Origin of the sequence: Paenibacillus sp. PastF-3 (genome assembly GCF_029893135.1) — a bacterium.
GTDB lineage: Bacteria > Bacillota > Bacilli > Paenibacillales > Paenibacillaceae > Paenibacillus_AQ > Paenibacillus_AQ nitricinens.
Genome location: NZ_JARXWM010000006.1, coordinates 200012 through 223473, shown reverse-complemented (window position 1 = coordinate 223473; position 23462 = coordinate 200012). Strand labels below are relative to the sequence as shown.

Sequence of the window (23462 nt, the reverse complement as noted above, 5' to 3'; positions counted from 1 at the left end):
ATAGGAATCATGGCTTATAATAAACCGCAGCAGATTGCCGCAGTCACGGTCGAGAACGGCATAAAAAAGGCGCATAATCCTTTAAGCACCGTACTAATTCTGGGCTTTCTGGGAGGAGCGTTTATCGCGCTCGGATTTTTACTGGATATTCGCGTTATTGCTGGCGCACCACATGAATGGGGATCCATCGCTAACTTTATTGGAGCAGCTGTCTTCCCTGTTGGGTTGATTCTAGTACTGCTTGCAGGGGGAGAACTACTGACAGGCAATATGATGGCTGTGCCACTTGCTTTTATGGCTAAGAAGATATCCTTCTGGGAGGTTGTTAAGAATCTCGTATTGATTACCCTAAGCAATCTGGCGGGAGCTTTGTTTGTAGCTTACTTTTTCGGTCACGTGGTTGGTTTAACCTCTGACGGTGTGTATTTGGAAAAATTAGTGGAGATGGCAGGACATAAGCTTGAAGCAGACTTCTTTCCGGCATTTGTTTCTGGTATAGGTTGTAACTGGCTCGTAGCTTTGGCTGTATGGCTCTCCTATGGAGCAGATAACTTCAGTGGCAAAATCCTCGGCATCTGGTTCCCGACGATGGCTTTTGTAGCTATCGGCTTCCAGCACGTTGTAGCCAACATGTTCTTAATTCCCGCAGCTATTTTTGAAGGTTATTTTTCATGGGGAGAGTACTTTAACAATTTTGTTCCGGTATGGCTAGGCAACTTGACGGGTGGTGCAATCTTTGTTGCGGCAGCTTATTGGATGGCTTACCTGCGTAAAGAGCCTGCATCCATTCAGTCCGTGGACAGCATGTCCGGCAGCGGTGTAAAGAAACACGCCTAAACCTATCTTATAGAGCACTCCTTAGAATAGTCGAGGGGTGCTTTTTGCTGTATAGACAAATAAAATCCGCCGTGATGTATCCGAGCTCGGGGGAACGAAATCGGATGCACGGCGAATTTTAAAAGGGGGAGTGTTTCTAGGCTCTATTACCCCGGCTTTGTAATAACGAAACACTTCATTATCGTTCAGTCTACTTTACGGACGACAGCGGCAACTATAAAATATAAATAGATAATAAAAATAGGGCGGACAGCGGACGTGAACGGTGCCGCTTTTTTCTCAGCGACGGTAGAAGTTAGCCCTAAATAAGAAGTGAAGTATACTAATACTTTATCACGATAGCACGTCAATGCGTCTGCTTGCCCTGAACCCTGTTTTGGGATAATACTGGATGGAATAATGACACATATATTACAGGGGATGTACACTACTTATGAAGTTTTTACAGAATTATCCTAAAGAAGTTAAGATATTTTTAATTGCTAGCCTTATTAATGCAACGGGTAGTGCACTGATGTGGCCACTGGTTACGATGTATGTTTTTGATGAGCTTGGACGCAGCATGTCGGATGCTGGATTAGTGATTCTTATTCAATCGGTTGGAGGGATTGTGGGTCAACTACTCGGAGGCTCACTCTATCATAAGGTAGGCGTTAACCGGCTGATTGTTGGAGCGCTGGGCATGAATGCACTTGCACTGTTCACTTTGCCGGCAGCAAGTAACAACTGGACGTTATTTATGGTCGCGATGGGACTGGTAGGGCTCTTTAATTCACTGTCATTACCTGCGATTCAGGCATTTATCGGCTTTCGTTTTACGAAGCAGCGCGGAGAGCTGTTTAATGTTATTTATGTCGCCAATAATATTGGTGTAGCACTGGGTACGGCGTTAAGTGGTTTTTTGGCCGATATTTCTTATATGCTCAGCTTTGTGATGAACGGCGTAACTTCTGCGGTATTTGCGGTATTCTTTTTTGTATATCTCAAGAAAGTCGGAGGAGATTCTTCGCAGGAGGTCGCAGAACATCAGAAGGCTGGTCCTGACAAACAATCCACCTGGAAGCTAATGGGGCACACACGAATTTATTTTTATATGGGTATTGCCTCGATGTTCTTACTGCTAGGTAACTCTATCTGGAATACAGGAGTATCTCCTTTCATTATTTCTGAGGGCTGGCCTAAGAAGACTTATGGTTTTCTCTGGACGCTTAACGGAATTCTCATTTTTGCGGCTCAGCCGCTAGTAACAGTAATTAAACGTTGGTTCGCATCTACCTCAACGGCGCAAATGACAGTAAGTGCTCTATTTTATTTAGGAGGGTATGCAGTTCTTTTATGGATGCCGACTTATTCAGGTTTAGTGCTTGGGATGGTACTCGCTACACTTGGGGAAATGCTGATATCTCCGGCCATGCCTTCCTTTATTTCAGATCATGCAGGTCGCAGTGCTCCTTTCTATCTAGGTCTAAGTGGAGGAATGGGGGCAGTCGGTAGGGTGATTGGGCCATACTTAATGGGTAGATTATACGACAGTGGAGGTCTAGCGCCTACCGCATGGTTGGCATGTGCGATGGCACTGCTGTCCGTAGGATTCTTTATCGTTCATGCGTATATCAACCGCCGAGGAAATTCATTGGAGCGGTCAATAGGATAGTTGAGCATAGTGGATTCAAATGATCTACTGTGAATTCTATAGAGGTGCAAGGCAAGGGGTGTACATCTTTATGAAACTTAGCAACAGGGACAGGTTTATAATAAGGTTCTCAGAAATTAAAGACGTGCGGGAACTGATTCATCTGGATCATATGATCTGGACGGAGGACACTAGCCCGGGGCCATTAATCTGGCGTTCCCAAGAGGATTACCTACTGAATGCTCCCCCGGGTTCGCAGCTAGTAGCGCTAAAGGATGACAAGCTATGCGGATATGTTGGGTTTGGCTGCTCTAGTCGAATGGAGAGTAACAGGCATGTGTGCGAGGTCAATATTGCTGTTCATCCGGATTATCAACGTTTAGGTATTGGCCGGCAGCTCATAGAGGCTATTAAGGAACATGCCGCAGATAATGCCATTCGTAAGTTGCGTCTACGCGTATTATCCTGTAATGAATCAGCGCTTTCTTTTTATCGTAAATGCGGGTTTGTGGAAGAGGGACGTCTGCGGGAGGAGTTTTATCTTGGCGGTCGATATGTGGATGAAATATTTATGTGCTGTATGCTGGCAGGAGGAGAAGGATATGGAGATCATCTCGCTTAATGTGGGGCGGCCGGTAACAGTGGATTATCGGGGGAAACCTTTGGAGACTGGAATTTATAAAATGCCTGTAGAAGGATCAGTTCAGCTACATGCCAATGGTTTTGTTGGAGATGGTCAGGCGGACCTGAAACATCACGGGGGCCCTGATAAGGCAGTTTGTGCCTATCCCATCGAGCATTATCCCTACTGGCAGCGGCAGCTTGGGAAGAAACTGGATTACTCTGCCTTTGGAGAAAATATAACAACGTCAGGCTTATTAGAGACAGACGTGTGCATTGGCGATGTGTACGAAATAGGTACCACTGTGCTACAGGTCAGTCAGCCGCGTTATCCTTGCTTCAAAATCTCACAAAAGCATGGCCCCGCAGATCTCCCGGCTCAAGTGCTGGACACTAGATATAGCGGATTTTACTTGCGTGTGCTTCGTGAAGGAAAGATTTCAACCGGAGATGCTATTGTCAAAAAAGAAAGTGGAGCTGGCGGTGCGTCCGTGGCGCATGTACTACATTTAATGCAAGTAGGGCTGCAAGAGGAAGCTGCACTGGCAGTTCTTGCGGAGCTAGGAACTCTCTCCGCCGTAGTTCGGAACAAGTTTCGAAAACAGCTGGGTCTGCCGGAGAGCTAAACACTATCTACAAATCAAAATAAGCCTGGAGGCGTATGCCTTCCAGGTTTATTTTGATTTATGAGCTTATGTGTGTTGCATGGCTTAGCCTAACTTAGCCGAGCAGCTGCCATTCACTACGCAATAAACCGTATACGGCATGGTTGACGTAGCCATCAGGCAGTTTCTCTGCCTGTCTAATCACACCCTCAAGAACAAAACCAAGTCGTTCCGGGATCGCCCGGCTGGAAACATTTCCGGTCGCGCAGCGAATTTCTACACGTTGCAGCTCCATTTCCAATAGTGCATAGTCCACTAGGACGCGACAGGCGCTGGTCATATAACCTTTGCCTTCATAACCTTCACCTAGCCAATAACCAATCCCTACGGAGCGGTTATGCCAGTCAATTTGATGATACCCAATGATGCCAGCCAGCTCGCCGCGAATCCAAAGCCCGGCGGTGAAGCCGCCATTTTCGGTGCCTTGTTTTGTAGCATTTTTGATGAAATTAAGGCTGTGATCCTGTTCCGTAACGGCGTCCACCCAAGGAAGCCATTGCCTAAGCCGTTCCCGCGAGCGCTCCACTAACGCGAATATGTGCCTAGCATGCTCAGGCAGGAGCGGCTTTAACATCAGCTCTTCATCGATGACATAATTAAACAAGCGGTTGCCTCCTTTTCGGCACAAGGCCTTATGTATGATTATGGATTATTTCTTATGATTATCATGCTACTCTATCGCCCGCAGAGAAGTCAAAAGGTCTAAAGACGCTAAAAAATGATCCTGACCTTGTGCCCCCTTTTATTGAACAATCTAGAGTTAACGGGTATATTAGTAGGAAACATGTTTATACAAGAAGTAGTGTAACACTACAAAATGAAAGGTTGATAGCTGTGGAGAACCGTACTACCCCCTCCAATTTTATTAAAAATGTTATTACCGAAGACCTCCGTACAGGTAAAGTAAAGGAAGTTGTCACACGCTTTCCGCCGGAGCCGAACGGTTATTTACATATCGGACATGCCAAGGCGATCTGGATTAACTTTACACTGGCGGACGAGTTCGGTGGTAAGACTAATCTAAGATTTGACGACACGAATCCGGCCAAAGAGGATATGGAGTATGTAAACTCCATTCAGGAAGATGTAAAGTGGCTCGGTTATGAATGGGAAGAGCTGCGTTTTGCATCTGATTATTTTGAGGAAATGTACAAACGTGCCGAATTATTAATTACAAAGGGCAAAGCCTATGTCGATGACCTCAGTGCGGATGAAATTCGTCAATTGCGTGGAACGCTGACGGAACCAGGAAAGAATAGTCCGCATCGCGATCGTAGCATCGAAGAGAATTTGGATCTGTTCCGGCGTATGCGTGCAGGCGAATTCAAGGACGGTGAGAAGGTTCTTCGCGCCAAGATCGATATGGCGTCACCGAATATTAACCTGCGTGATCCTGTCATTTATCGGATTACACATGCACATCACCATAACACAGGCGATAAATGGTGTATCTATCCAATGTATACCTTCGCTCATCCGTTAGAAGATGCTATTGAGGGGGTTACCCACTCCCTTTGCTCACTTGAATTCGAAGATCAACGTCCATTCTACGACTGGGTTGTAGCTGAATGTGAGATGCCAGCTGTCCCTCATCAATATGAATTTGGTCGTCTGAATCTGGCTCAAACGATGACTAGTAAGCGTAAGCTGAAGCTGCTTGTAGACGAAGGACATGTAGACGGTTGGGATGATCCACGGATGCCTACGATTTCTGGTCTGCGCCGCAGAGGATATACACCGGAAGCGATTCGTAAATTCGTATATGAAGCAGGGATCTCCAAGAGTCAGGGTCTGGTGGACCTGCAAATGCTGGAGCACTTTATTCGTGAGGATCTTAAGCTAACTGTACCGCGTACTATGGCTGTGTTACGACCGCTTAAGGTTGTAATTACCAACTATCCAGAAGGTCAAACGGAATGGCTTGAAGCGGAGAATAATACAGAGAATGAAGAAATGGGTGTACGCCAAATTCCATTCTCGCGTGAAATTTATGTGGAACGTGATGACTTTATGGAGAATCCGCCGAACAAATATTTCCGGTTGTTCCCTGGCAATGAAGTACGTCTGAAGCATGCTTATTTCATTAAATGTAATGATGTTATTAAGGATGAGAATGGCGAGGTAGTGGAGCTGCATTGTACGTATGATCCAGAAACGAAGAGTGGAAGCGGGTTTACAGGCCGCAAGGTAAAGGGTACGTTGCACTGGGTTGAAGCTAGCCAAGCGGTTCCTGCGGAATTCCGTCTATATGAGCCTCTGATTTCTGCTGAAGAAGCGGATGAAGCTGTGGAGGTTGAAGGTTTGGATTCCTCGGTAGAGAAATCGGAGCCTAGTTTCTTAGATCAGCTAAATCCTAAGTCCATTGAAATCCTGCAAGGGTTTGTTGAACCTGCGCTTAAGGATAGCGTGGCTCAGGATAAATTCCAGTTCTTCCGTCATGGCTATTTTAATGTGGATAGCAAATATTCGGCGCCTGGACATCTTGTATTCAATCTTATCGTTTCACTGAAGAGTTCATTTCAGCCTCCTAAACAAGGCTAAACAGATAATTTAATTAAGGTAACAACAAAGCAGGCTCAAACGTCCCGAATAGGTACGTTTGAGCCTGCTTTTTGTTGAAAATATAAGAAAGTATAAGTTTTGCACCTATACTTCATGTCTTATATTTCTCGCTTAAACGCTTACCGTCCTTATAAGGACGCCGAAGGCGTTTATACTTGATTATAATGCTTCAATGTCGAAGATCTCTTCATCTTCCTCTGAAGGGGGACGATACCCGCCGCGGCTAACAAAGAGCCACATGAAACCAAAGCCAAGCGTTCCAATAAGCGTCAAGAATACACCTGTCTGATACATGCTTTGTGCACCCAGATACTGATACATCCAACCTCCGAGAATACCTCCAATGAAACCGGATATCCCACTCCAGCTTAGGGTGTAGAGTGCTTGTCCGGAAGAGCGATAAGGACGTGGAATCAGGAGCATCGTCAATTGGGTGCCTACATAGAAAAAGCCGCCGAACGTTATGCAGTGTAAAATTTGAATGAACACCACTTGAAGGGCAGTAGTCGCATCAGCCATAAACCACCAACGCAGAACGAACAAACCACTGACCAATGCAAGCCAGCCGAGCAGAACAGAAATTTTACGTTTCAGGAACCGGTCACAGAGAACGAATACGCCTACCTCCAAAATGGAGGAGAGGAATACGGCAAGACCAATCATTTTTTTAGAACCGCCCAGATCCGTAATATACAAGGATATAAATGTAGTGTTCATAGTGTTTGGTATGGATACCAGAATACCAAACACTAAAAAACACAAGAAAAAAGGATTGAAAATCAACTTACCTAAGCCCTTATACGGCATCGGAGCTCTCATAATGGTATGGTTTATTTTAGGTAATACAAGAACGGAAAGGATTGATGCACCTAGTAACGCTGTAAGCAGATAGGTCAAGATGGATACATCAGCCCAATCCAGGATAAAGCCGGCGACAATCGCAATCAGTGCCCACCCTATTGAACCCCAAAGCCGGAAAGAACGGAAGCGCTGATTAGTTCCATCAATATAGCTGAGAATCATCGTGTTGCTTTGAGCAAATAGTGGTCCTTGGAAGAAATAGAACAAAATAATGGCGTTGTAGATCGTCTCATATGTATTTGCTCGAAACATAAACTGTGAGCACACTAACGTTCCGAATAACATTAGCAAAACGATACGCCGTATATTCTGAGAACGGTCTGTTAAGAACGCCCAAAATGGATTTGCAAATATGGATACTAGCGCTCCCATAGAGAATAAGACACCAATCTCTAATTTGTTCATCCCTACATCCAGCAGGTATAGTTGAAAGAAGCTGGTGAAGAGGACCATGGTTCCATATACAAAAAAATTGAACCATTTTAAAGACGTGATAGAAGATGGAATAACGCCTTTTCGCAAATGGTTCACTCCTTTCTCACTAAATATCTTGCATGGAGTAGAGTGGCCAATAGTAGGCCCTTCTATCACTGTAACACGTGTTGAAAAGGGATACAAACACCCTTTTTTACTTTTTTTCATTATTTTGGGTTTTATTTATGTTTGAGACGCTAAGCGACAAAAAATGCGTGAATGCGTGCGTAGAAGGTACAAACGCTAAGTGTAACGGGCGTTATTTTGGCCTGTGACTATTCCCGCAGAATGAGAACTGACAAGGCATTATTGTCTGATCGGCGCGTTTAACTTCAGTTTACAATCTGCAGATAGGATGGGTGTAAGGCGAGAAAGATATTACTATGCTTTTTTCGTAGAGCTATTAAGAAAAGGGGAGTCATTGTCATGAAGAAATCCGAATCCAAGCGAAAGATGGCGCTGAAGCCATTCTTGACGTTATTAAGAGAAACCAAGCCTTCATACGGCTTATTGGCTATAGCCATTGCGTTAAGCATGATATCGACATTGGTCAGTCTGGTCATCCCGATGTTCACTAAGAACTTGGTGGATGGCTTTTCTCTGGCCTCCGTGAGCAAGCTGCAAATTGCGGGTATAGCAGCTGCATTTATTGCGCAGACCATTGCGGGAGGGATCTCTATCTATCTGCTCAATTATGCAGGTCAGAAGATGGTTGCAGGTCTGCGGGACCGACTGTGGCGTAAATTTCTAGTTCTGCCTGTGGCTTATTATAATGACAACCGAACGGGAGAAAGTGTCAGCCGCATGACGAATGATACAGGGATTATCAAAACGCTAATTTCTGAACATCTAGCCAGCTTATTTACCGGAGTGATTTCCATTGTAGGTTCGATCTCAGTTCTACTATTTTTAAATTGGAAAATGACACTTGTTCTATTCACTGTTCTTCCACTTTCTGCGCTGATACTAGTACCACTTGGGCGGCAGATGTACAAAATCTCGAAGGGTATGCAGGACGAGACAGCTTCTTTTACTGCTACACTTAGTGGTGTTTTATCTGAGATCCGTCTGGTCAAATCCTCAGGCGCAGAGAAAAAAGAGTACGAGGCAGGCAAGGCTGGAATTATGAACCTGCTTTCTTTTGGTATTCGTGAAGGCAAGATTAGCGCGATGATCAGTCCACTTGTTTCCTTTGTTTTTATGATGCTGCTTGTGGTCATTATCGGTTATGGTGGGATGCAGGTATCTTCCGGCGTCTTGACGGCTGGAGAACTAGTCGCCTTTATTCTTTATCTTATTCAGATTATTATGCCACTTACTCAACTGACTACGTTCTTCACACAGATTCAGAAAGCTAAGGGTGCCTCTGAGCGTATTATTGAGACCTTGGCAGCAGAAGAGGAAGTATATGAAGGACAGGAAGAGGCAAATGGCGAAGAAGGTCCGATCTCAGTAGAGGGATTAAGCTTTGGATATAAAAATGGTGAGAAGGTATTGAATGATGTAAGTTTCCAGATGCTTCCTGGTCAGGTGACGGCTATTGTCGGACCGAGTGGAGGCGGTAAGACCACGTTGTTCTCCTTGCTAGAACGTTTTTACGAGCCTCAGTCAGGCCTGATTAAGCTGGGTGACAAGCCAGTATCTACATTCTCACTGCGTTCGTGGCGGAAGCTTATAGGGTATGTCTCGCAGGAAAGTCCACTGCTTTCAGGTACGATTGCTGAGAATTTAACCTACGGATTGGATCGTGACGTTAGCAGGGAGGAGATGCACGCAGCAGCAGCAATGGCTTATGCAGATGGCTTTATTGATGCACTTCCTGAAGGCTATAATACGGATGTCGGCGAAAGAGGCGTGAAGCTGTCTGGTGGACAGCGGCAACGGATTGCTATTGCTAGAGCACTGCTGCGGAACCCGAAGATTCTTATGCTTGATGAAGCCACTTCCAGTCTGGATAGCCAATCGGAAGCCGTGGTGCAGAAGGCACTGTCCAATTTGATGGAGGGTCGGACTACGATTGTAATAGCGCACCGTTTGGCTACAGTTGTAAATGCAGAGCAGATTATTTTTATGGAAAAGGGTCAAATTACCGGAATGGGAAGTCATGAGGAGCTACTGGAAAACCATGAATTATATCGTGAATTTGCCACCCAGCAGCTACAGATGAATAACCCCGAGATTCAGGACATTAAAGAGGAGGCTCCAGTGCTGTATGACAAAAATACTAGTAGTGGACGACGATCCGCACATCCGCGAATTGGTAGAAGTATTTCTGAGAGCTGAAGGAATGGATGAGATCTATGGAGCATCCGATGGACTGGAGGCTCTTCAGATTCTGGAAGGTAATAACATAGATTTAGCTATTATTGATGTAATGATGCCCAACATGGACGGCTGGGAGCTATGCCGGCGGATGCGCCACAACTATGATTTCCCGATTTTAATGCTGACAGCCAAAGGGGAAACCTCACAAATTGTAAAAGGCTTTGAGCTGGGTAGTGATGATTATCTGGTCAAGCCATTTGAGCCGGTTGTACTTATTGCGAGAGTAAAAGCGCTGCTTAAACGATATCAGATTTCGGCCGCGCAAAGTGTGACCGTAGGCCGCTTGCGTATGAATCGTAAAACCTACGAGGTCTCCTCAGAGTATGGGGAAATCACCTTGCCGCTTAAGGAATTTGAGCTGTTGTTTAAGCTGGGCAGCTATCCGGGGCAAACATTAACAAGAGACAGGCTGATCGAAGAAATTTGGGGTTATGATTTTGAAGGGAATGAGCGGACGCTCGATGTGCATATCAATCGTTTGCGTGAACGGTTCAATCAGGATAACTATGGTTTCGTTATTCGTACGATCCGCGGACTAGGGTATCGGCTGGAGGCTGAGTATGAATCAGTTTAAGGAGATTCTTAAGCGGATTGGGATGACTTTTGTGTATTTTGGTGGCGTTGGGATTAGCTGGAGTGCAGCTTATTTCCTGATGAACTGGATATATAGCAGGGTTGGGCGTCCCTCCTCGGAGTATGTTGTTCAATTAATCAGTGTGATGGTCGGTATTGTAATCTTGTTCCTGATGGCATTATTAACCTCAAAGTTTTTTCGGGGCTGGGAACGTGTTTTCTATAACTCGATCATCGAAGGTTTAGGGCGTATTGCTAAGGGTGATTTCGATGTGGTACTGGATAATAAAAAGGACTACAGGGAATTCGGTGAAATTGTAGAGAGTATCAACGTAATGGCCAGCGAGCTGAGCCAGATGGAGACTATGCGTCAGGATTTTATCTCCAATGTATCGCATGAAATCCAGTCTCCGCTAACCTCGATTCGGGGGTTTGCTCTTGCACTTCAGGATGAGACTGTAAGTGTGGAGAGTAGAAGGCATTATCTTAATATTATTGTGGCTGAGAGTACCCGTGTATCTGGGCTCAGTGATAATTTATTGAAGCTGTCCGCGCTTGAATCGGGCAATTTCCCGTTTGAAAATCAGGTTTACCGTCTGGATAAGCAGCTTCGTGATACCATTCTGGCTTCCGAGCCCCAATGGCTGGAGAAAAATATAGAGGTAGAGGCCGAATTGGAAGAAGTAAACATCAATGCGGTTAAAGATTTGATGAGGCAGGTTTGGACCAATCTCCTGCATAACAGCATCAAATTTACTCCACAGAGCGGTTGTATTCATATTAGGCTTCGTATGGTGGATGAACGGGTAGAGGTAGAGATTCAAGATAGCGGGATTGGTATCTCGGAGGAAGATTTGCCTCGGATCTTCGAGCGTTTTTATAAGGCGGACAAAGCTAGAACTGCAAGCGGTGGCGGCAGCGGACTGGGTCTATCATTGGTTAAAAAAATCGTTGAGCTGCATGAAGGAAGGGTAACTGTAGCTAGTCGTCCTGGGGAAGGAACGGCGTTCACGGTAAGCCTGCCAGTTCGAATAAAATAAGGTTTACACAAACATGTAACAACTTCCGACATGTCTTTACAATCTTCTACTATTCTAAATATAGAATAATAGAAAATTAAAAAGTCATCGGAGGGTTAAATCATTTTGAAAAAGAGAAAAGTTCGCGTATTTTTAACTAGTTCGCTTGCCGTATTATTGTTGAGCCCTAACCTAACGCAGGCAGCATACAGTGCTTCTGCTAAATCAACGCCTGAGTTCACGACAACAGCTTCTGAACATTCAGGCAAGTGGATGACAGGTGAATATCACGCACATACTTTTGAATCGAATGATGCTCAGGAGTCACTGAAGAGTGTCCTCGATGCTGCATTTGAACAAAATGGTTTTGACTGGATGGCACTGGCTGACCACCTTCGGGTATCTGACCGGGATGATGAAGGGGTGAATCTCCCCGGCGGCTCCATTCCGATGTCTCAAGGCATTATAGATTATCAGAATGAGAAAATTAAGAAGTTACAGGCAGAAGGCAAATACGCTGGTAAAATCATTTTTTCCGGCTTTGAGTGGGATATGCCCCAATATGATCATGCTGCGGTTGGGATTGTTACAGATCATCCAGGGTCTGCAGAAGCTTTGAAGGCTATTAATCAATTTGAATATTTATTTACTAATCGGGATGTAAGTATGTTTGATCCGGCAGATGTGGCTAAGTGGAGTGCGGCAGATAAGAGATCTTTTTCTACAAAAGAAGATACTCGCACAGCAATGAAATGGCTAAGTAGTCATTATCCAGATAGCTATGTACTGATCAATCACCCCTCCAGAAAAAATGGTACAAGCTCGGAGCTTAAAATAGAGGATATCCGTGATTTTAACAATATCGATCCGAATCTTGTCTTCGGCTTTGAAGGTATGCTGGGCAATCAGATGGCGAGTGATCGGGGAGAGACGCCTGAGACTTACGGAGGTACAGACGTCAAAGTTGCACAGCTTGGAGGAATGTGGGACGCACTGCTGGGTGAGGGACGCAGATTTTGGAATTTTGCTAACTCAGACTTTCATTTCAAAACAAAAAATGATCAATTTTCTAGCGGTTACTGGCCTGGTGAATATTCCAAGAACTATACCTGGGTGGATGGCTCCGATATTAACGCTGTCGTAGATGGCATGCGGTCAGGGAAATCCTTCTCTGTTTTTGGGGATCTCATCAACGCATTAGAGTTTAACGTGTCTGGAGATGGACAAGAGGAAGAAATGGGCGGCGAACTGGACGTAAAACAAGGGGACGACCTAGAGCTTACGATCCGTTTCAAAAGTCCACAGCAAAATAATAATGGCGACGCTGTTAAGGTAGATCATGTAGATTTAATCTCCGGTGAAGTCCATGGCAAGGTTGATCCAGGCACACCTGATTACACCAAAGCGACTAACGATTCAACACAAGTGTTGAAACGTTTCACAAGCGAGGACTGGACTACCGATTCCGAAGGCTACAATGTTATTAAGTATAAGGTAGAGGCAGTGGACAAGGATCGTTACTTCCGGTTAAGAGGAACTAACCTGGGAACTGATGTTGCAGGAGAAACGGTTAACGGCGAACCGCAGATTGATCCGAAAAATAATACTGTGGATAACCTGACTCGTTTCGAAGAAATCAATGCCCGTAATTATAGTGATATGTGGTTTTATTCCAATCCGATTTTTGTGGATGTGGAGTCGTACAGCGATCAGCAGGCAGTTAATGATACTATGACTGAATTAGATCTAGGAGATACAAGCGCAGTAACTTCTGATCTAACGTTGCCTACAGAAGGCAAACACGGGACAAGTATTGTGTGGAAAAGCTCCAATCCGGTCCTGATGACGAATGCAGGTAAAATCACCTTCCAACCTAAGAAGGATACGAAGCTGACCTTAACAGCTACAATCCAGCGGGGATTAGCTACGGAAACGAAGGCTTTTGAAGTAACGCTGAGCGGAGATGATCGTATCACCCCATTGGCCCTTCATAGCACATTAAAGACTGAGAACGGACAATCTTATTTAAGTGGTGACTGGACGAATCACAGTGTTTCTGTAAGCGTGTATGCTAGCGTATATATTCCTGGTGCGGATGTATCCATTCAATTGGCGAACGATGTAAACGGCAATTTCCTACCCTATGAAAGTGGGAAAGTGGTTGAGATTTCGGAAGAAGGCCAACATCAACTGCAATTTAAAGCAACGGATTCTTTAGAAAATACTACAACACTGCCCATTGCTGTGAATATCGATCGTACAGCACCTGTGATTACCCTGAAGGGGGATAGTCATCTGAATCTGACCCAAGGGAATGGCTTCAAGGACCCGGGCGCAGAGGTTGCGGACAAGGTTGGGATTGCGGGGGCTATCCTGGTGACAGGAACAGTGGATGTGCAGACTCCAGGAACCTATAAACTGAAATACAATGCCACAGATTTGGCTGGTAATGCGGCTACTGAGGTTGTACGCACAGTAGTTGTAACCGCGGGCACTGGCAGTGGAGGGGGAAATAATAACGGAGGGGGCAGCGGACCAGTTCCAACTCCAGCTCCTACCGCGACGCCATCTCCTACAGGGCAGCCCGCTACAACTCCGCGTGTGGAATTGGAGGTAAAAGCACAGCAGGGAGGAACGGGCACACTTAAAGACGTGGGCAGCTTTACGATTCCGGCTGGAGCGTTGTCTGGTAACAGCGAAATTTCCTTTTCGGTTGTTGCTACTGGTGAGACACCAGCTAAAGGCGATCTTCAGGCTGTGAGTGTAGCCGTTGAGCTTACTAGCGGCAAGACGGGCATGCTCAATAAACCTGTAGAATTGTCTCTGAATTACGATGCTGCTCAGATTACATCAGGTCATAAAGCGGCAATCTACTATTATAACGAACAGCTTAAAAAATGGATTTACGTGGGTGGTCAAAGCCAAACGGCTGGGATTATAACTGCAAATGTGAATCAGTTCGCTAAATATGCTGTATTTAATTATCAGGCTCCATCGATTACTGATTTGAATAATCATTGGTCTTCTACATTTACAGACCGTCTAATCGGAATGGGTGTTATGAAAGGGTATGAGGATCATACCTTCCGTCCGAATGAGGAGGTTACCCGCACACAGTTTGCGTCTATGATTGTACGGGCGCTAGGTTTGCAATCTATGGGCAGCACGATGAAATTCGCGGATCAAAGTGCGATTCCATCTTGGGCTGCAAATGATGTAGCAGCGGCGGTAAATGCCGGAATCCTTCGTGGATATGAGGTAAATGGCAAAATGTTCTTCGAGCCTTTGGAGAAAATTACCCGTGCTGAAATGTCAGTTATGCTCGCCAATGCTTTGAACGCTAATGCCCATAAGCAAACGGATAAAGAGGGGAACTTCGCGGATCTTACCTCCATTCCACAATGGGCACAGGTATCTGTAAAAGCGGGTGTTGAAGCTGGTATTTTGGGTGGATTCGAGGATCATACGTTCCGACCTGAGAACCATGCTACAAGAGCGGAAGCAGCAGCGACCATTTACAAGCTGCTCGAGGCCCTGTATCTATAAAATATGGATGGCGAGGCCATCCTTTAATCTCTAATTGAAACGCCGCTTTTCCCAATTGTTTTGGGGAAAGCGGCGTTTTTAATAAGACAGACTAACCTCCGATTTGAGACATACGCCGAGTCGTCGGCGTGTGGCTTTGTGCTTTTTTCTCCAAGGCTAATGCCATTTCGTGGTTATGCGGCTTGTTACCAAGAGCTTTGCGGAATAAGGCCTGCACTGCTGCAGGATCGCTTATTAGGGGACGGACATTGTACTCGTCTTCCCAATACAGACAAGCTTTGATATGGCCATCTGCAGTTAGTCTTAGACGATTGCAGTTATCGCAAAAGTGATCGCTTACGGGATGAATTAATCCGAACGTTCCTTGCGCTCCAATAACCCGCCGATTCTGGGAGGGACCATTGCCAGAGGGCATCTCTGCCTCCACGGTTTTCCATCCAGCTTCAGTACAGGCATCAATAACGGTCTCCAGCGGCAAATAGGATTGGCGCCAAGAATCAGTAGCACTTCCGATAGGCATATATTCAATAAAGCGTACATTTAGTGGACTGTTCAGCGTAAGGGAGATGAAATCCTTGATCTCGTCATCATTAATCCCTTTCATTAGTACAACGTTAAGCTTGATCGGCGCCAGCCCAGCAGCTTGTGCTGCCTCAATCCCTTTTAGTACCTTGGAGACCTCACCGCCGCGTGTAATCATAGCAAAGCGATCTTGCCGTAATGAGTCTAGGCTGATGTTCACACGTGTTAGTCCGGCTTGTTTTAACAACTTTGCTTTAGCTGGTAGCATTAATCCATTTGTAGTCAGTGAAATATCGTCGATCCCCGGAATGGCAGATATCATAGCCACTAGCTTTTCGAGATCTTTGCGTACAAGAGGTTCTCCACCGGTTAACCTTACTTTACGTAACCCGAGAGGGGCTAGCGAATCCACCACTGCGGTGATTTCCTCATAACTCAGAATCTCGTCCTGTGGCTGGAATTCCATCCCTTCCGCTGGCATACAATAAATGCAACGCAGGTTGCAGCGGTCGGTAACCGAAATGCGGATGTAATCGTGTAAACGCCCAAAAGGGTCCGTCAGCGGCTCCATAGCGTTGCTCCCTTCAATTGTCGGTATAGTGAATGCTTTTCTCCTTAAGAGGTGATGAGGGCTGTTATACTTGTTTAGAATTTTAAAGATCACTTGGGGGTACGTCAATGAGCAAAGTAGTGGACGTGTTAAGCACCCCCTAATTAAATAAGGAAGGTTATGATTTTATTGCATAATTATGGACAAACTAAATAGAATGATAAAGCCGAAATAGTCTTGCGAAAATGTGACAAAAGTACGACAAATGATGTGATTAGTCATAGAATGCTCACGGAAAGCGTTTTAAATATCCGATATAATCTAGGTGCGGATTACTTTATTCTTTCACTTTTGCGAAAACAGAAAGGATACCGGGAACTTCACATCGTAATGTGACGGTGTGTGACCGGGAAACCCAATGAGGAGGATTTGCAAAATGACTATGCAAACTGTTCCATCGCTCGCCGTGCCGGAGGCATTTAGCCATTGGTTGGAAAGTCGGGGATTAATATATCAGCTTTTAGTGGATTTTTTGGGTAGAAAACCATCACTCTCCCTTGTGGCTCAGTGGAGCCGCAATCGCAAGATGAGTGTTGCTGCAGAAATGACGGAAGGCGGGCGGGAACTGAAGCGTTATCTGAGTCAGGAACCGAACCAGCTCCTGAAGATATGCGAGAAAGAGTGCCTGGAGTATAAACGCCTTATGCACGAACAGACAGTAAGCTCTTTTAAATTACGTGAAGCTGCTATTCTGGGTCGTTCTGAAGATTTCTGCAACGTGCTTGCTGATGTGTATACTTCCGCAGGAATTGTTTTTAACAAATGTAATGGTGAAGCTGATGATCATATTGCTATTGAGCTGGAATTTATGGCAGTAATGCATGAGCGTATGTTGTATAATAGCTTTTCCATTAGAAGTGCTATGGAGCTGCTTGATATTCAGGAAGTCTTTTTGGAAGAACATTTACTGCAATGGACCCCGCAGTTCTGCGACAAATTGAATGCAGCAACAGATAGTCCGTTGTATCTGGGGCTTTCCCATATGCTAGCAGAATTTCTGCCCCTTGATCTGCAAATGCTGCGTTCCTGGAGAGCTTCAATAGAGAGCAGTGCAACAGCAATGCTATAAGAACACTATAATACAGAGCCCGGCCTATAAATTAGGTCGGGTTTTTCTTGTTGTGGAAGTGTAAATAGCGATTTAAATGATGGTTCAAGTAAAAAAGAAGCTGCCCCATAAGTAGTATTAACTACTATGGAGACAGCTTCTTCATTTAGCATGTTTACTTGATATGCATCAAGTGTTCTAGTCAATTACCTTTTTACTGCGGAATTTCATCAGGAACTCATACACGACTGGTACTACTACAAGTGTCAGTAGCGTGGAGCTGATCAAACCGCCGATAACGGTAACGCCTAGTCCTTTGGAGATGATCCCTGCACTGTTTTCAAGTCCTGTAACCAGTGGCAGCAATGCGCCAATCGTTGCAAGTGCAGTCATCAGGATTGGACGTAAACGTGTGCCGCCTGCTTCAAGCAAGGCTTGACGTGTGGTCATTCCTTCTTTTTCCTTATGAATAACGCGGTCGATGAGGACAATGGCATTCGTGACTACGATACCAATCAACATCAGCGCACCCATAAGGGAGGAGACGTTTAAGGTTTCCCCAGCGATCAGAAGGGCTACGAGTACCCCGATAATGGTGAAAGGAAGTGAGAACAGGATAGCAAATGGAGCTAATCCACCGCCAAACGTAACCACAAGCACGAAGTATACGATGGCAATAGCCGCCGCCATAGCAATACCTAATTGACCAAATGTGTCATTGATCTGCTCGGTTACACCACCGAAGCTAACCGTCACGCCATCAGGTAATTCCATAGCATCTACTTTTTCCTTCACGAGGTTAGAAGCACTGTTGACGTCACTTGAAATAATCTCGGCAGTGACATCCACCTTCATTTTACCGTCCATCCGAGTAATCGAGTCTGGGGAAGACCCATTTTCAATTTTAGCGACTTGCCCGATGGGCACGGAGATGCCTAGTGGGGAAGTCAATGTAGCTTCTTCCATTTCATTAATGCTCTTATACGTTTCTTTATCAGTTTCGATATAGACTTTATAGTTCTTGCCGTCCATTTCTACTTCTGTGAGTACTGGACGTGTACCTGCAGGAGCAAGCTTCATCGCAATTTGTCCCGCTGTAAGCCCGAGGGAGCTAAGCTTTTCTTGGTCCGCTACAATCGTATATTGATCGTAAGCTTCTTTGAGACTTGTTTCCCCATCTTTGAAATTAGTGGTATCAGCCTGCACGATTTTGGCGATCTCATCTGCGACTGGCTTGATTTGATCTAAATCATCTCCGAATACATTCACGGTTAGTGAGCTTCCACCCATACCTCCGCTCATCATCGCAGACATATCGCCCCACACACCATCTGGGACTTCTGCGGTTAAGCCCTCGATCAACTTCTCTTTCACGGATTCGAAATCAGGAGTTTTGCTATCATAAACGATGAAGAAAAGTCCCGAATTGCTCGATCCGCCCATACCCATAGGGCCGCCGCCGCCGATGGAATATTGCATTTTATCTACATGCTGTTGCGCTAAAATATATTTCTCTGCTTTCAGACCTTGCTCTTGGACTTCTTCAGTTCTTTGCCCAGCCTTCGGTGAGTAGGTTAGCATAACCGTTTTATCCTCTTGGGAAGGCATAAAGCTAACGCCGATAGGCTTGATCAGGAACAAGCTACCCGCAAGGAGCAGAACGGCTACTCCGAACGTAACGAGTTTATGGGAAAGACACCAGTTCAGAATCTTTTGGTAACCGGCAGACATTCTGTCTGGTTTCTCACTATGCGTCTTCTTGCCTTTCAATCCGTTCCGGAACAGGGAGTGCGCCATTGCAGGAACTAGGGTAATCGCAACTACCAACGAAGCGAGTAGGGCGAAGACCATAGTTAAAGCGAAAGGCAAGAATAACTCGCCGACCATACCACTAACTAGAGCAAGTGGTAAGAATACCGCGATGGTTACAATTGTAGAGGACATGATAGGTACGAACATTTCACGTGTGGCTGCACTGATTAATTCCCGGCCTTTTAGTTTCTCGCCGGATAAAGAGAGTCGCCGGTATATGTTCTCTATGACTACAATCGAGTCATCGACTACCCGTCCGATGGCAACGGTCATCGCACCAAGGGTCATCATATTAAGCGTAATGTCCATTTGACGCAGACATAACACTGCGATCAGTAATGATAAAGGAATAGAGATGATAGAAATGATCGTTGAACGAATATTCCGCAGGAAGACCAAAATAATAATGACTGCGAAAAGGGCGCCAAATACCGCTTTGGACAACATTGTATTTACGGAGTCCTCAATCGGCTTACCTTGGTCAAGCAGAACTGTAAGGTCAATGCCTTTATATTGTGCTTTTAATTCTTCAGTTTTGTCCTTAACACCATTTACGACATCAACAGTGTTGGCATCGTTGGCTTTGACAATCTGGATACCGATCGATTCTTTACCATTCGTACGGGAGATCGATTCAGAATTCCCAACAACCTCAATTGTAGCAAGCTCTCCCAGCTTCACGGTCGGCAAGCCCATATTTGCAGCTCCGCCAGCAGCGCCTGCACCGGCAGCGCCAGCTCCAGCTCCAGGAGCTCCAGCACCAGCAGTACCAGTTGGCATTACTGGAATAGTCACATTTTTAAGATCCTCAACGGTGGTGATGTTGCCATCCACGACAACTGCCTTTTGAGCTTTGTCCATCTCGAACAGTCCTAGTGGAACGCGGAGGGAAGAGCCTTGAATAATCCCTTTAACCGTATCTTCTGTCAGTCCGTATTGCTTGAGCTTCTCTTGATTGAACTTAAGCGAAACTTCTTTGACGTATTGTCCAGAGATTTGAATAGAAGCAACACCCTCAACATCTTCAAGGGCGGGGCGAATATCGTTCTCGGCAATACGGGTTAGTTCCTCGAGATCTTCTGAATCCCCATTCGATAGACTAAGGGAGACTACAGGCATTGAGCTAAGGCTAAACCGGGAAATGGAAGGCTTTTGCACATTGTCCGGCAATGAGACCTCATTTAGCGCTTCGCGAACTGCTGCTGTAGCATTATCCAGATTCGTTCCATAATCAAACTCAATTTGAATACTGGAGGCATTCTCCAGAGAAGTAGAGGTGATTGTCTTTACGCCATCCACATTGCGCAGTTTTTGCTCTAACGGTTTGCTGACATCATTAACAACGCCTTCTGGTGCAGCCCCCGGATAGATGGTTGTTACGCTAAGATAGGGTATACTAATATTAGGTAAGGTTTCTTGCTTCATTGTCAGTCCGCTGTACAAACCGGCAAATACAATAATTATCGTCAGAAGCCAAATGGCAAATTTATTTCTGAGCGAGAAATTAATTAAGTTTTTCATAAGTTTTGTTTCTGCTCCTCTCGGGCCTTATCTTTACGAAATAGGGCGCCATTTTGAAAATTTATAATACTCACTATCCATTTTCTTCTCTCTCACGAACTCTTTATAGAGCAATTAACGAAATACGCATGAATGATTTGAAAAAGAGGTAACCAGCTTCCTCAATTCTTCCAATGGTGTAGTGAGCTCTGAGCAGGATTGGAGGTTGGACAACATCCCCTGTATGATTGCTTTGCGTGGGTGTGGTAAGAGAACCTCGCCTTCTAGAATGTTGAGTGATTCCAGTAAATCGGCTGACTCTTCGGGAACAATACTATCTAATTTACTGACCAGAGTCTTCATGTCCTTAATGATCTGTAGTGGGTTTTTTCGCTTACTCTCCTCATTCTCTTCCATCCAGCTTGCTAAAATAGTCGAGTTGATGAGTGGAGCCTGCTTACTTGTAAGAAGACCAGCTACAATAATATCCAATAGATTCATTAGATGATCAGCCATAACAGCAAGGGACAAATGGGTGTCCTGACGAAAAATAACCGCAATATAGGATTTGATTAGACCATGACCTACAATACATAAATCTCCGGTATAGGGAACGATCTCTTTTCCATAAAGGCTCTCCATCTTCACCTGAAACCAGCGCAAGAAGGAAGCATTGTTTCTGCGCAGCCATTCCGGTACTTCAGTATCAAACCCTTTTCCGGCAACCTCCTGGATCTGACGCTGCAAGAACTCACGTAATTCGTACACATGACTCAGTAGAATTTCTATTTGATTCCTAAGCTTCTCACGCGGTGTTCTTTGGGTTTCTTGTTCTTCACGTAATAAGGGATCACGAATCATTCGGTAACAATAGAGAAAAATGCTGCGTTCCAGCTCCTCTTTTGATTTGAATACTAGATACAAGCTTCCCTTCGAAATTCCGCATAATTCGGCGATCTCTTGCATAGACGTGGAGGACGAGCCTTTCACAGCGAATAATTGCATGGCGATCTTAATAATCTGTTCCTGCTTGTCCATCGTTTTATCACTCATTGGGGAATAACCTCCTTTCTGACTACTCAGTTCTATAATTGACTAATCGGTCAAAATAATTATATTCGATCCATCCTGTCATTACAAATTTCACCACAGAAGGGTTACAGTTTTGTTGTAAATAGATTTTTACATAGTAATTAGCTAGGAAGAAATAGGTTCTTCATGTAATATATAAATGTGTCATTTCAGTGTTGTTTGTATGAATAAGAAGGTAGGTACAATATGAGAAGAGGACTTCAATCTATAATTATCATTGGGGCATTTATAGCATTTTATTATTTTGGTTTTGGTATTTTTGGGAGTACTGCAGGAACGATTATTAGTATTTTCTCCACACTGACGGTCATTTCGATTAGCTTGGCTATTTTTATGGAGAACCGTAATCCTTCCACTACGATGTCTTGGATTCTTTTGCTTGCGTTGATCCCGGTGCTCGGACTGGTCTTCTATTTTCTATTTGGTCAGAATGTGTTTAAACGTCGTAAATATGATAAAAAAGCACAAAGAGATCTTATGGCTTATGAGCGAATTGAGAATGACGCTTTGCGTACGCATCAAGATTGGTCGGTCTTTGACCCCTCGCGTCAAAAACTACTATTATTATCCAAGACTCTAGCACGTACTCCTATTTCCTTTGCTTCAGAGACGCGTATCCTAACCAATGGTGAGGAGACGTTTGGGACATTACTGCTAGAGCTGAGACAAGCGAAGCACCATATACATATGGAGTATTACATCTTCCGTGCAGATCACATTGGAACGCGTATTCAACAGATTCTGATCGCGAAGGCGCGTGCGGGAGTGTCTGTCCGATTTATGTATGATGCTGTAGGTAGCTTTCAACTCTCCAGAGCCTTTTTGAAGGAGTTAGTTGACGCTGGAGTACAGGTGGCTTCGTACGGTAATTCCACCTCCTTTTTCTCTAGCCGGGTCAATTACCGGAATCACCGAAAAATCGTCGTCATCGACGGTGATGTCGGGTTCATGGGTGGACTCAATGTGGGGGATGAATATCTAAGCCGTAGTAAAACTTATGGATTCTGGCGTGACACCCATATGTTAGTTAGAGGTGAAGCGGTACGGACGATGCAAATCATCTTCTTGCAAGATTGGATGCATACTACAGGTGAAAAAATATTGGAGCAGGATTATCTCACACCACAGCTACACTTTATGACAGGGGACGGAGCTGTACAGATCATTGCGAGTGGGCCGGACAATGAACGCCGTGCACTCAAAAATATATTTTTCTCCATGATCACCTCAGCTGAGAAATCAGTTTGGATTGCCAGCCCTTATTTCATTCCGGACGAGGATATCCTGACTGCGATACGTGTAGCGGCTATATCTGGTCTAGATGTTCGATTATTATTCCCTGCTAAGCCGGATAAATGGATTCCGTTTCTGGCTTCGCATTCTTATTTCCCGGCATTGCTGGAGGCTGGGGTGAAGATTTATGAATACGAGAAGGGCTTTATACACTCTAAGCTGTTAATCGTGGATGGTGAAATAGCTACTATTGGTACAGCAAACATGGACATGCGGAGCTTCCATCTTAACTTTGAAGTTAACGCACTATTGCTTCAAACAGAGAGTGTTACCCGAATCGTTGCTGATTTTGAACGGGATTTATTATCTACCACTCAGATTGTGCAGGAGACCTTTATGAATAAACGCATGGTGGTACGTATGCTGGAATCTGCGGCCAGACTAATGTCTCCGCTGCTATAGCCTTATAACAGAAAAACCACCGTAGAGGGTGTAGCCTTCTCTACGGTGGTTTTTTTGAAATATAAGA

16 protein-coding genes are annotated in these 23462 nt (G+C 44.9%); 11 read left to right on the top strand and 5 right to left on the bottom strand.

The window, feature by feature from the left end:
• Positions 1–9 precede the first annotated feature (9 nt).
• From M2444_RS14430 to M2444_RS14415, 4 genes are all read left to right on the top strand, one after another.
• Positions 10–837: a formate/nitrite transporter family protein gene (locus tag M2444_RS14430; RefSeq protein WP_094877329.1), complete on the top strand. Its 828-nt coding sequence runs from the start codon at positions 10–12 to the stop codon at positions 835–837.
• 433 nt (positions 838–1270) lie between these two features.
• The gene (locus M2444_RS14425; RefSeq protein ID WP_094872099.1) at positions 1271–2491 is read left to right on the top strand and encodes an MFS transporter; all 1221 of its coding nucleotides are present in this window, start codon (positions 1271–1273) and stop codon (positions 2489–2491) included.
• A 70-nt stretch (positions 2492–2561) separates the two neighbouring features.
• Positions 2562–3092 (top strand): GNAT family N-acetyltransferase, encoded by a 531-nt coding sequence (locus tag M2444_RS14420; protein ID WP_280787303.1) that lies wholly within the window; start codon positions 2562–2564, stop codon positions 3090–3092.
• Positions 3073–3717 carry an MOSC domain-containing protein gene (locus M2444_RS14415; RefSeq protein WP_094872102.1) on the top strand — a complete coding sequence of 215 codons (645 nt, stop codon included), beginning with the start codon at positions 3073–3075 and terminating at the stop codon, positions 3715–3717. Before M2444_RS14420 ends, M2444_RS14415 begins: the two co-directional genes overlap by 20 nt.
• Before the next feature lie 94 nt (positions 3718–3811).
• On the opposite strand, the gene M2444_RS14410 is transcribed toward M2444_RS14415, so the two are convergent.
• Entirely contained in the window at positions 3812–4360 is a 549-nt protein-coding gene (locus M2444_RS14410) for a GNAT family N-acetyltransferase (RefSeq protein WP_094872103.1), read from the bottom strand.
• A gap of 230 nt (positions 4361–4590) precedes the next feature.
• Here M2444_RS14410 and M2444_RS14405 point away from each other — a divergent pair, with 230 nt between their 5' ends.
• Positions 4591–6297 carry a glutamine--tRNA ligase/YqeY domain fusion protein gene (locus tag M2444_RS14405; RefSeq protein ID WP_094872105.1) on the top strand — a complete coding sequence of 569 codons (1707 nt, stop codon included), beginning with the start codon at positions 4591–4593 and terminating at the stop codon, positions 6295–6297.
• A 180-nt stretch (positions 6298–6477) separates the two neighbouring features.
• On the opposite strand, the gene M2444_RS14400 is transcribed toward M2444_RS14405, so the two are convergent.
• On the bottom strand, positions 6478–7710 hold the full coding sequence (locus tag M2444_RS14400) for an MFS transporter (protein ID WP_373455852.1): 1233 nt from the start codon (positions 7708–7710) through the stop codon (positions 6478–6480).
• A gap of 369 nt (positions 7711–8079) precedes the next feature.
• Here M2444_RS14400 and M2444_RS14395 point away from each other — a divergent pair, with 369 nt between their 5' ends.
• The 4 genes from M2444_RS14395 to M2444_RS14380 all read left to right on the top strand — a co-directional run bounded on the left by M2444_RS14395 (position 8080) and on the right by M2444_RS14380 (position 15116).
• Complete coding sequence (locus M2444_RS14395) at positions 8080–9936, top strand: ABC transporter ATP-binding protein (RefSeq protein ID WP_094874784.1); 1857 nt, start codon at positions 8080–8082, stop codon at positions 9934–9936.
• Positions 9866–10552, top strand: coding sequence for a response regulator transcription factor (locus M2444_RS14390; protein ID WP_094874785.1), 687 nt, complete (start codon positions 9866–9868; stop codon positions 10550–10552). The genes M2444_RS14395 and M2444_RS14390 overlap by 71 nt, the downstream gene beginning before the upstream one ends.
• Positions 10539–11591 (top strand): HAMP domain-containing sensor histidine kinase, encoded by a 1053-nt coding sequence (locus M2444_RS14385; protein WP_094874786.1) that lies wholly within the window; start codon positions 10539–10541, stop codon positions 11589–11591. Before M2444_RS14390 ends, M2444_RS14385 begins: the two co-directional genes overlap by 14 nt.
• Positions 11592–11696: 105 nt before the next feature.
• Positions 11697–15116, top strand: a complete 3420-nt coding sequence (locus M2444_RS14380) for an S-layer homology domain-containing protein (protein WP_280787302.1) — start codon at positions 11697–11699, stop codon at positions 15114–15116.
• A gap of 91 nt (positions 15117–15207) precedes the next feature.
• Here the strand turns inward: M2444_RS14380 and moaA are convergent, their stop codons facing one another.
• On the bottom strand, positions 15208–16209 hold the full coding sequence (gene moaA / locus M2444_RS14375; RefSeq protein WP_280787301.1) for a GTP 3',8-cyclase MoaA: 1002 nt from the start codon (positions 16207–16209) through the stop codon (positions 15208–15210).
• A gap of 415 nt (positions 16210–16624) precedes the next feature.
• On the opposite strand from moaA, the gene M2444_RS14370 reads away from it, so the two are divergent.
• Complete coding sequence (locus M2444_RS14370; protein WP_280787300.1) at positions 16625–17317, top strand: TorD/DmsD family molecular chaperone; 693 nt, start codon at positions 16625–16627, stop codon at positions 17315–17317.
• Between the two features lie 177 nt (positions 17318–17494).
• Here the strand turns inward: M2444_RS14370 and M2444_RS14365 are convergent, their stop codons facing one another.
• Together M2444_RS14365 and M2444_RS14360 are read right to left on the bottom strand one after the other, a co-directional pair.
• Positions 17495–20629 (bottom strand): efflux RND transporter permease subunit, encoded by a 3135-nt coding sequence (locus tag M2444_RS14365; RefSeq protein WP_280787299.1) that lies wholly within the window; start codon positions 20627–20629, stop codon positions 17495–17497.
• A 114-nt stretch (positions 20630–20743) separates the two neighbouring features.
• Positions 20744–21661: a TetR/AcrR family transcriptional regulator gene (locus M2444_RS14360; protein WP_094878622.1), complete on the bottom strand. Its 918-nt coding sequence runs from the start codon at positions 21659–21661 to the stop codon at positions 20744–20746.
• Positions 21662–21886: 225 nt separating this feature from the next.
• Between M2444_RS14360 and cls the strand changes: the two genes are divergently transcribed.
• Entirely contained in the window at positions 21887–23395 is a 1509-nt protein-coding gene (gene cls, locus M2444_RS14355) for a cardiolipin synthase (RefSeq protein ID WP_094871105.1), read from the top strand.
• Positions 23396–23462: the final 67 nt, after the last annotated feature.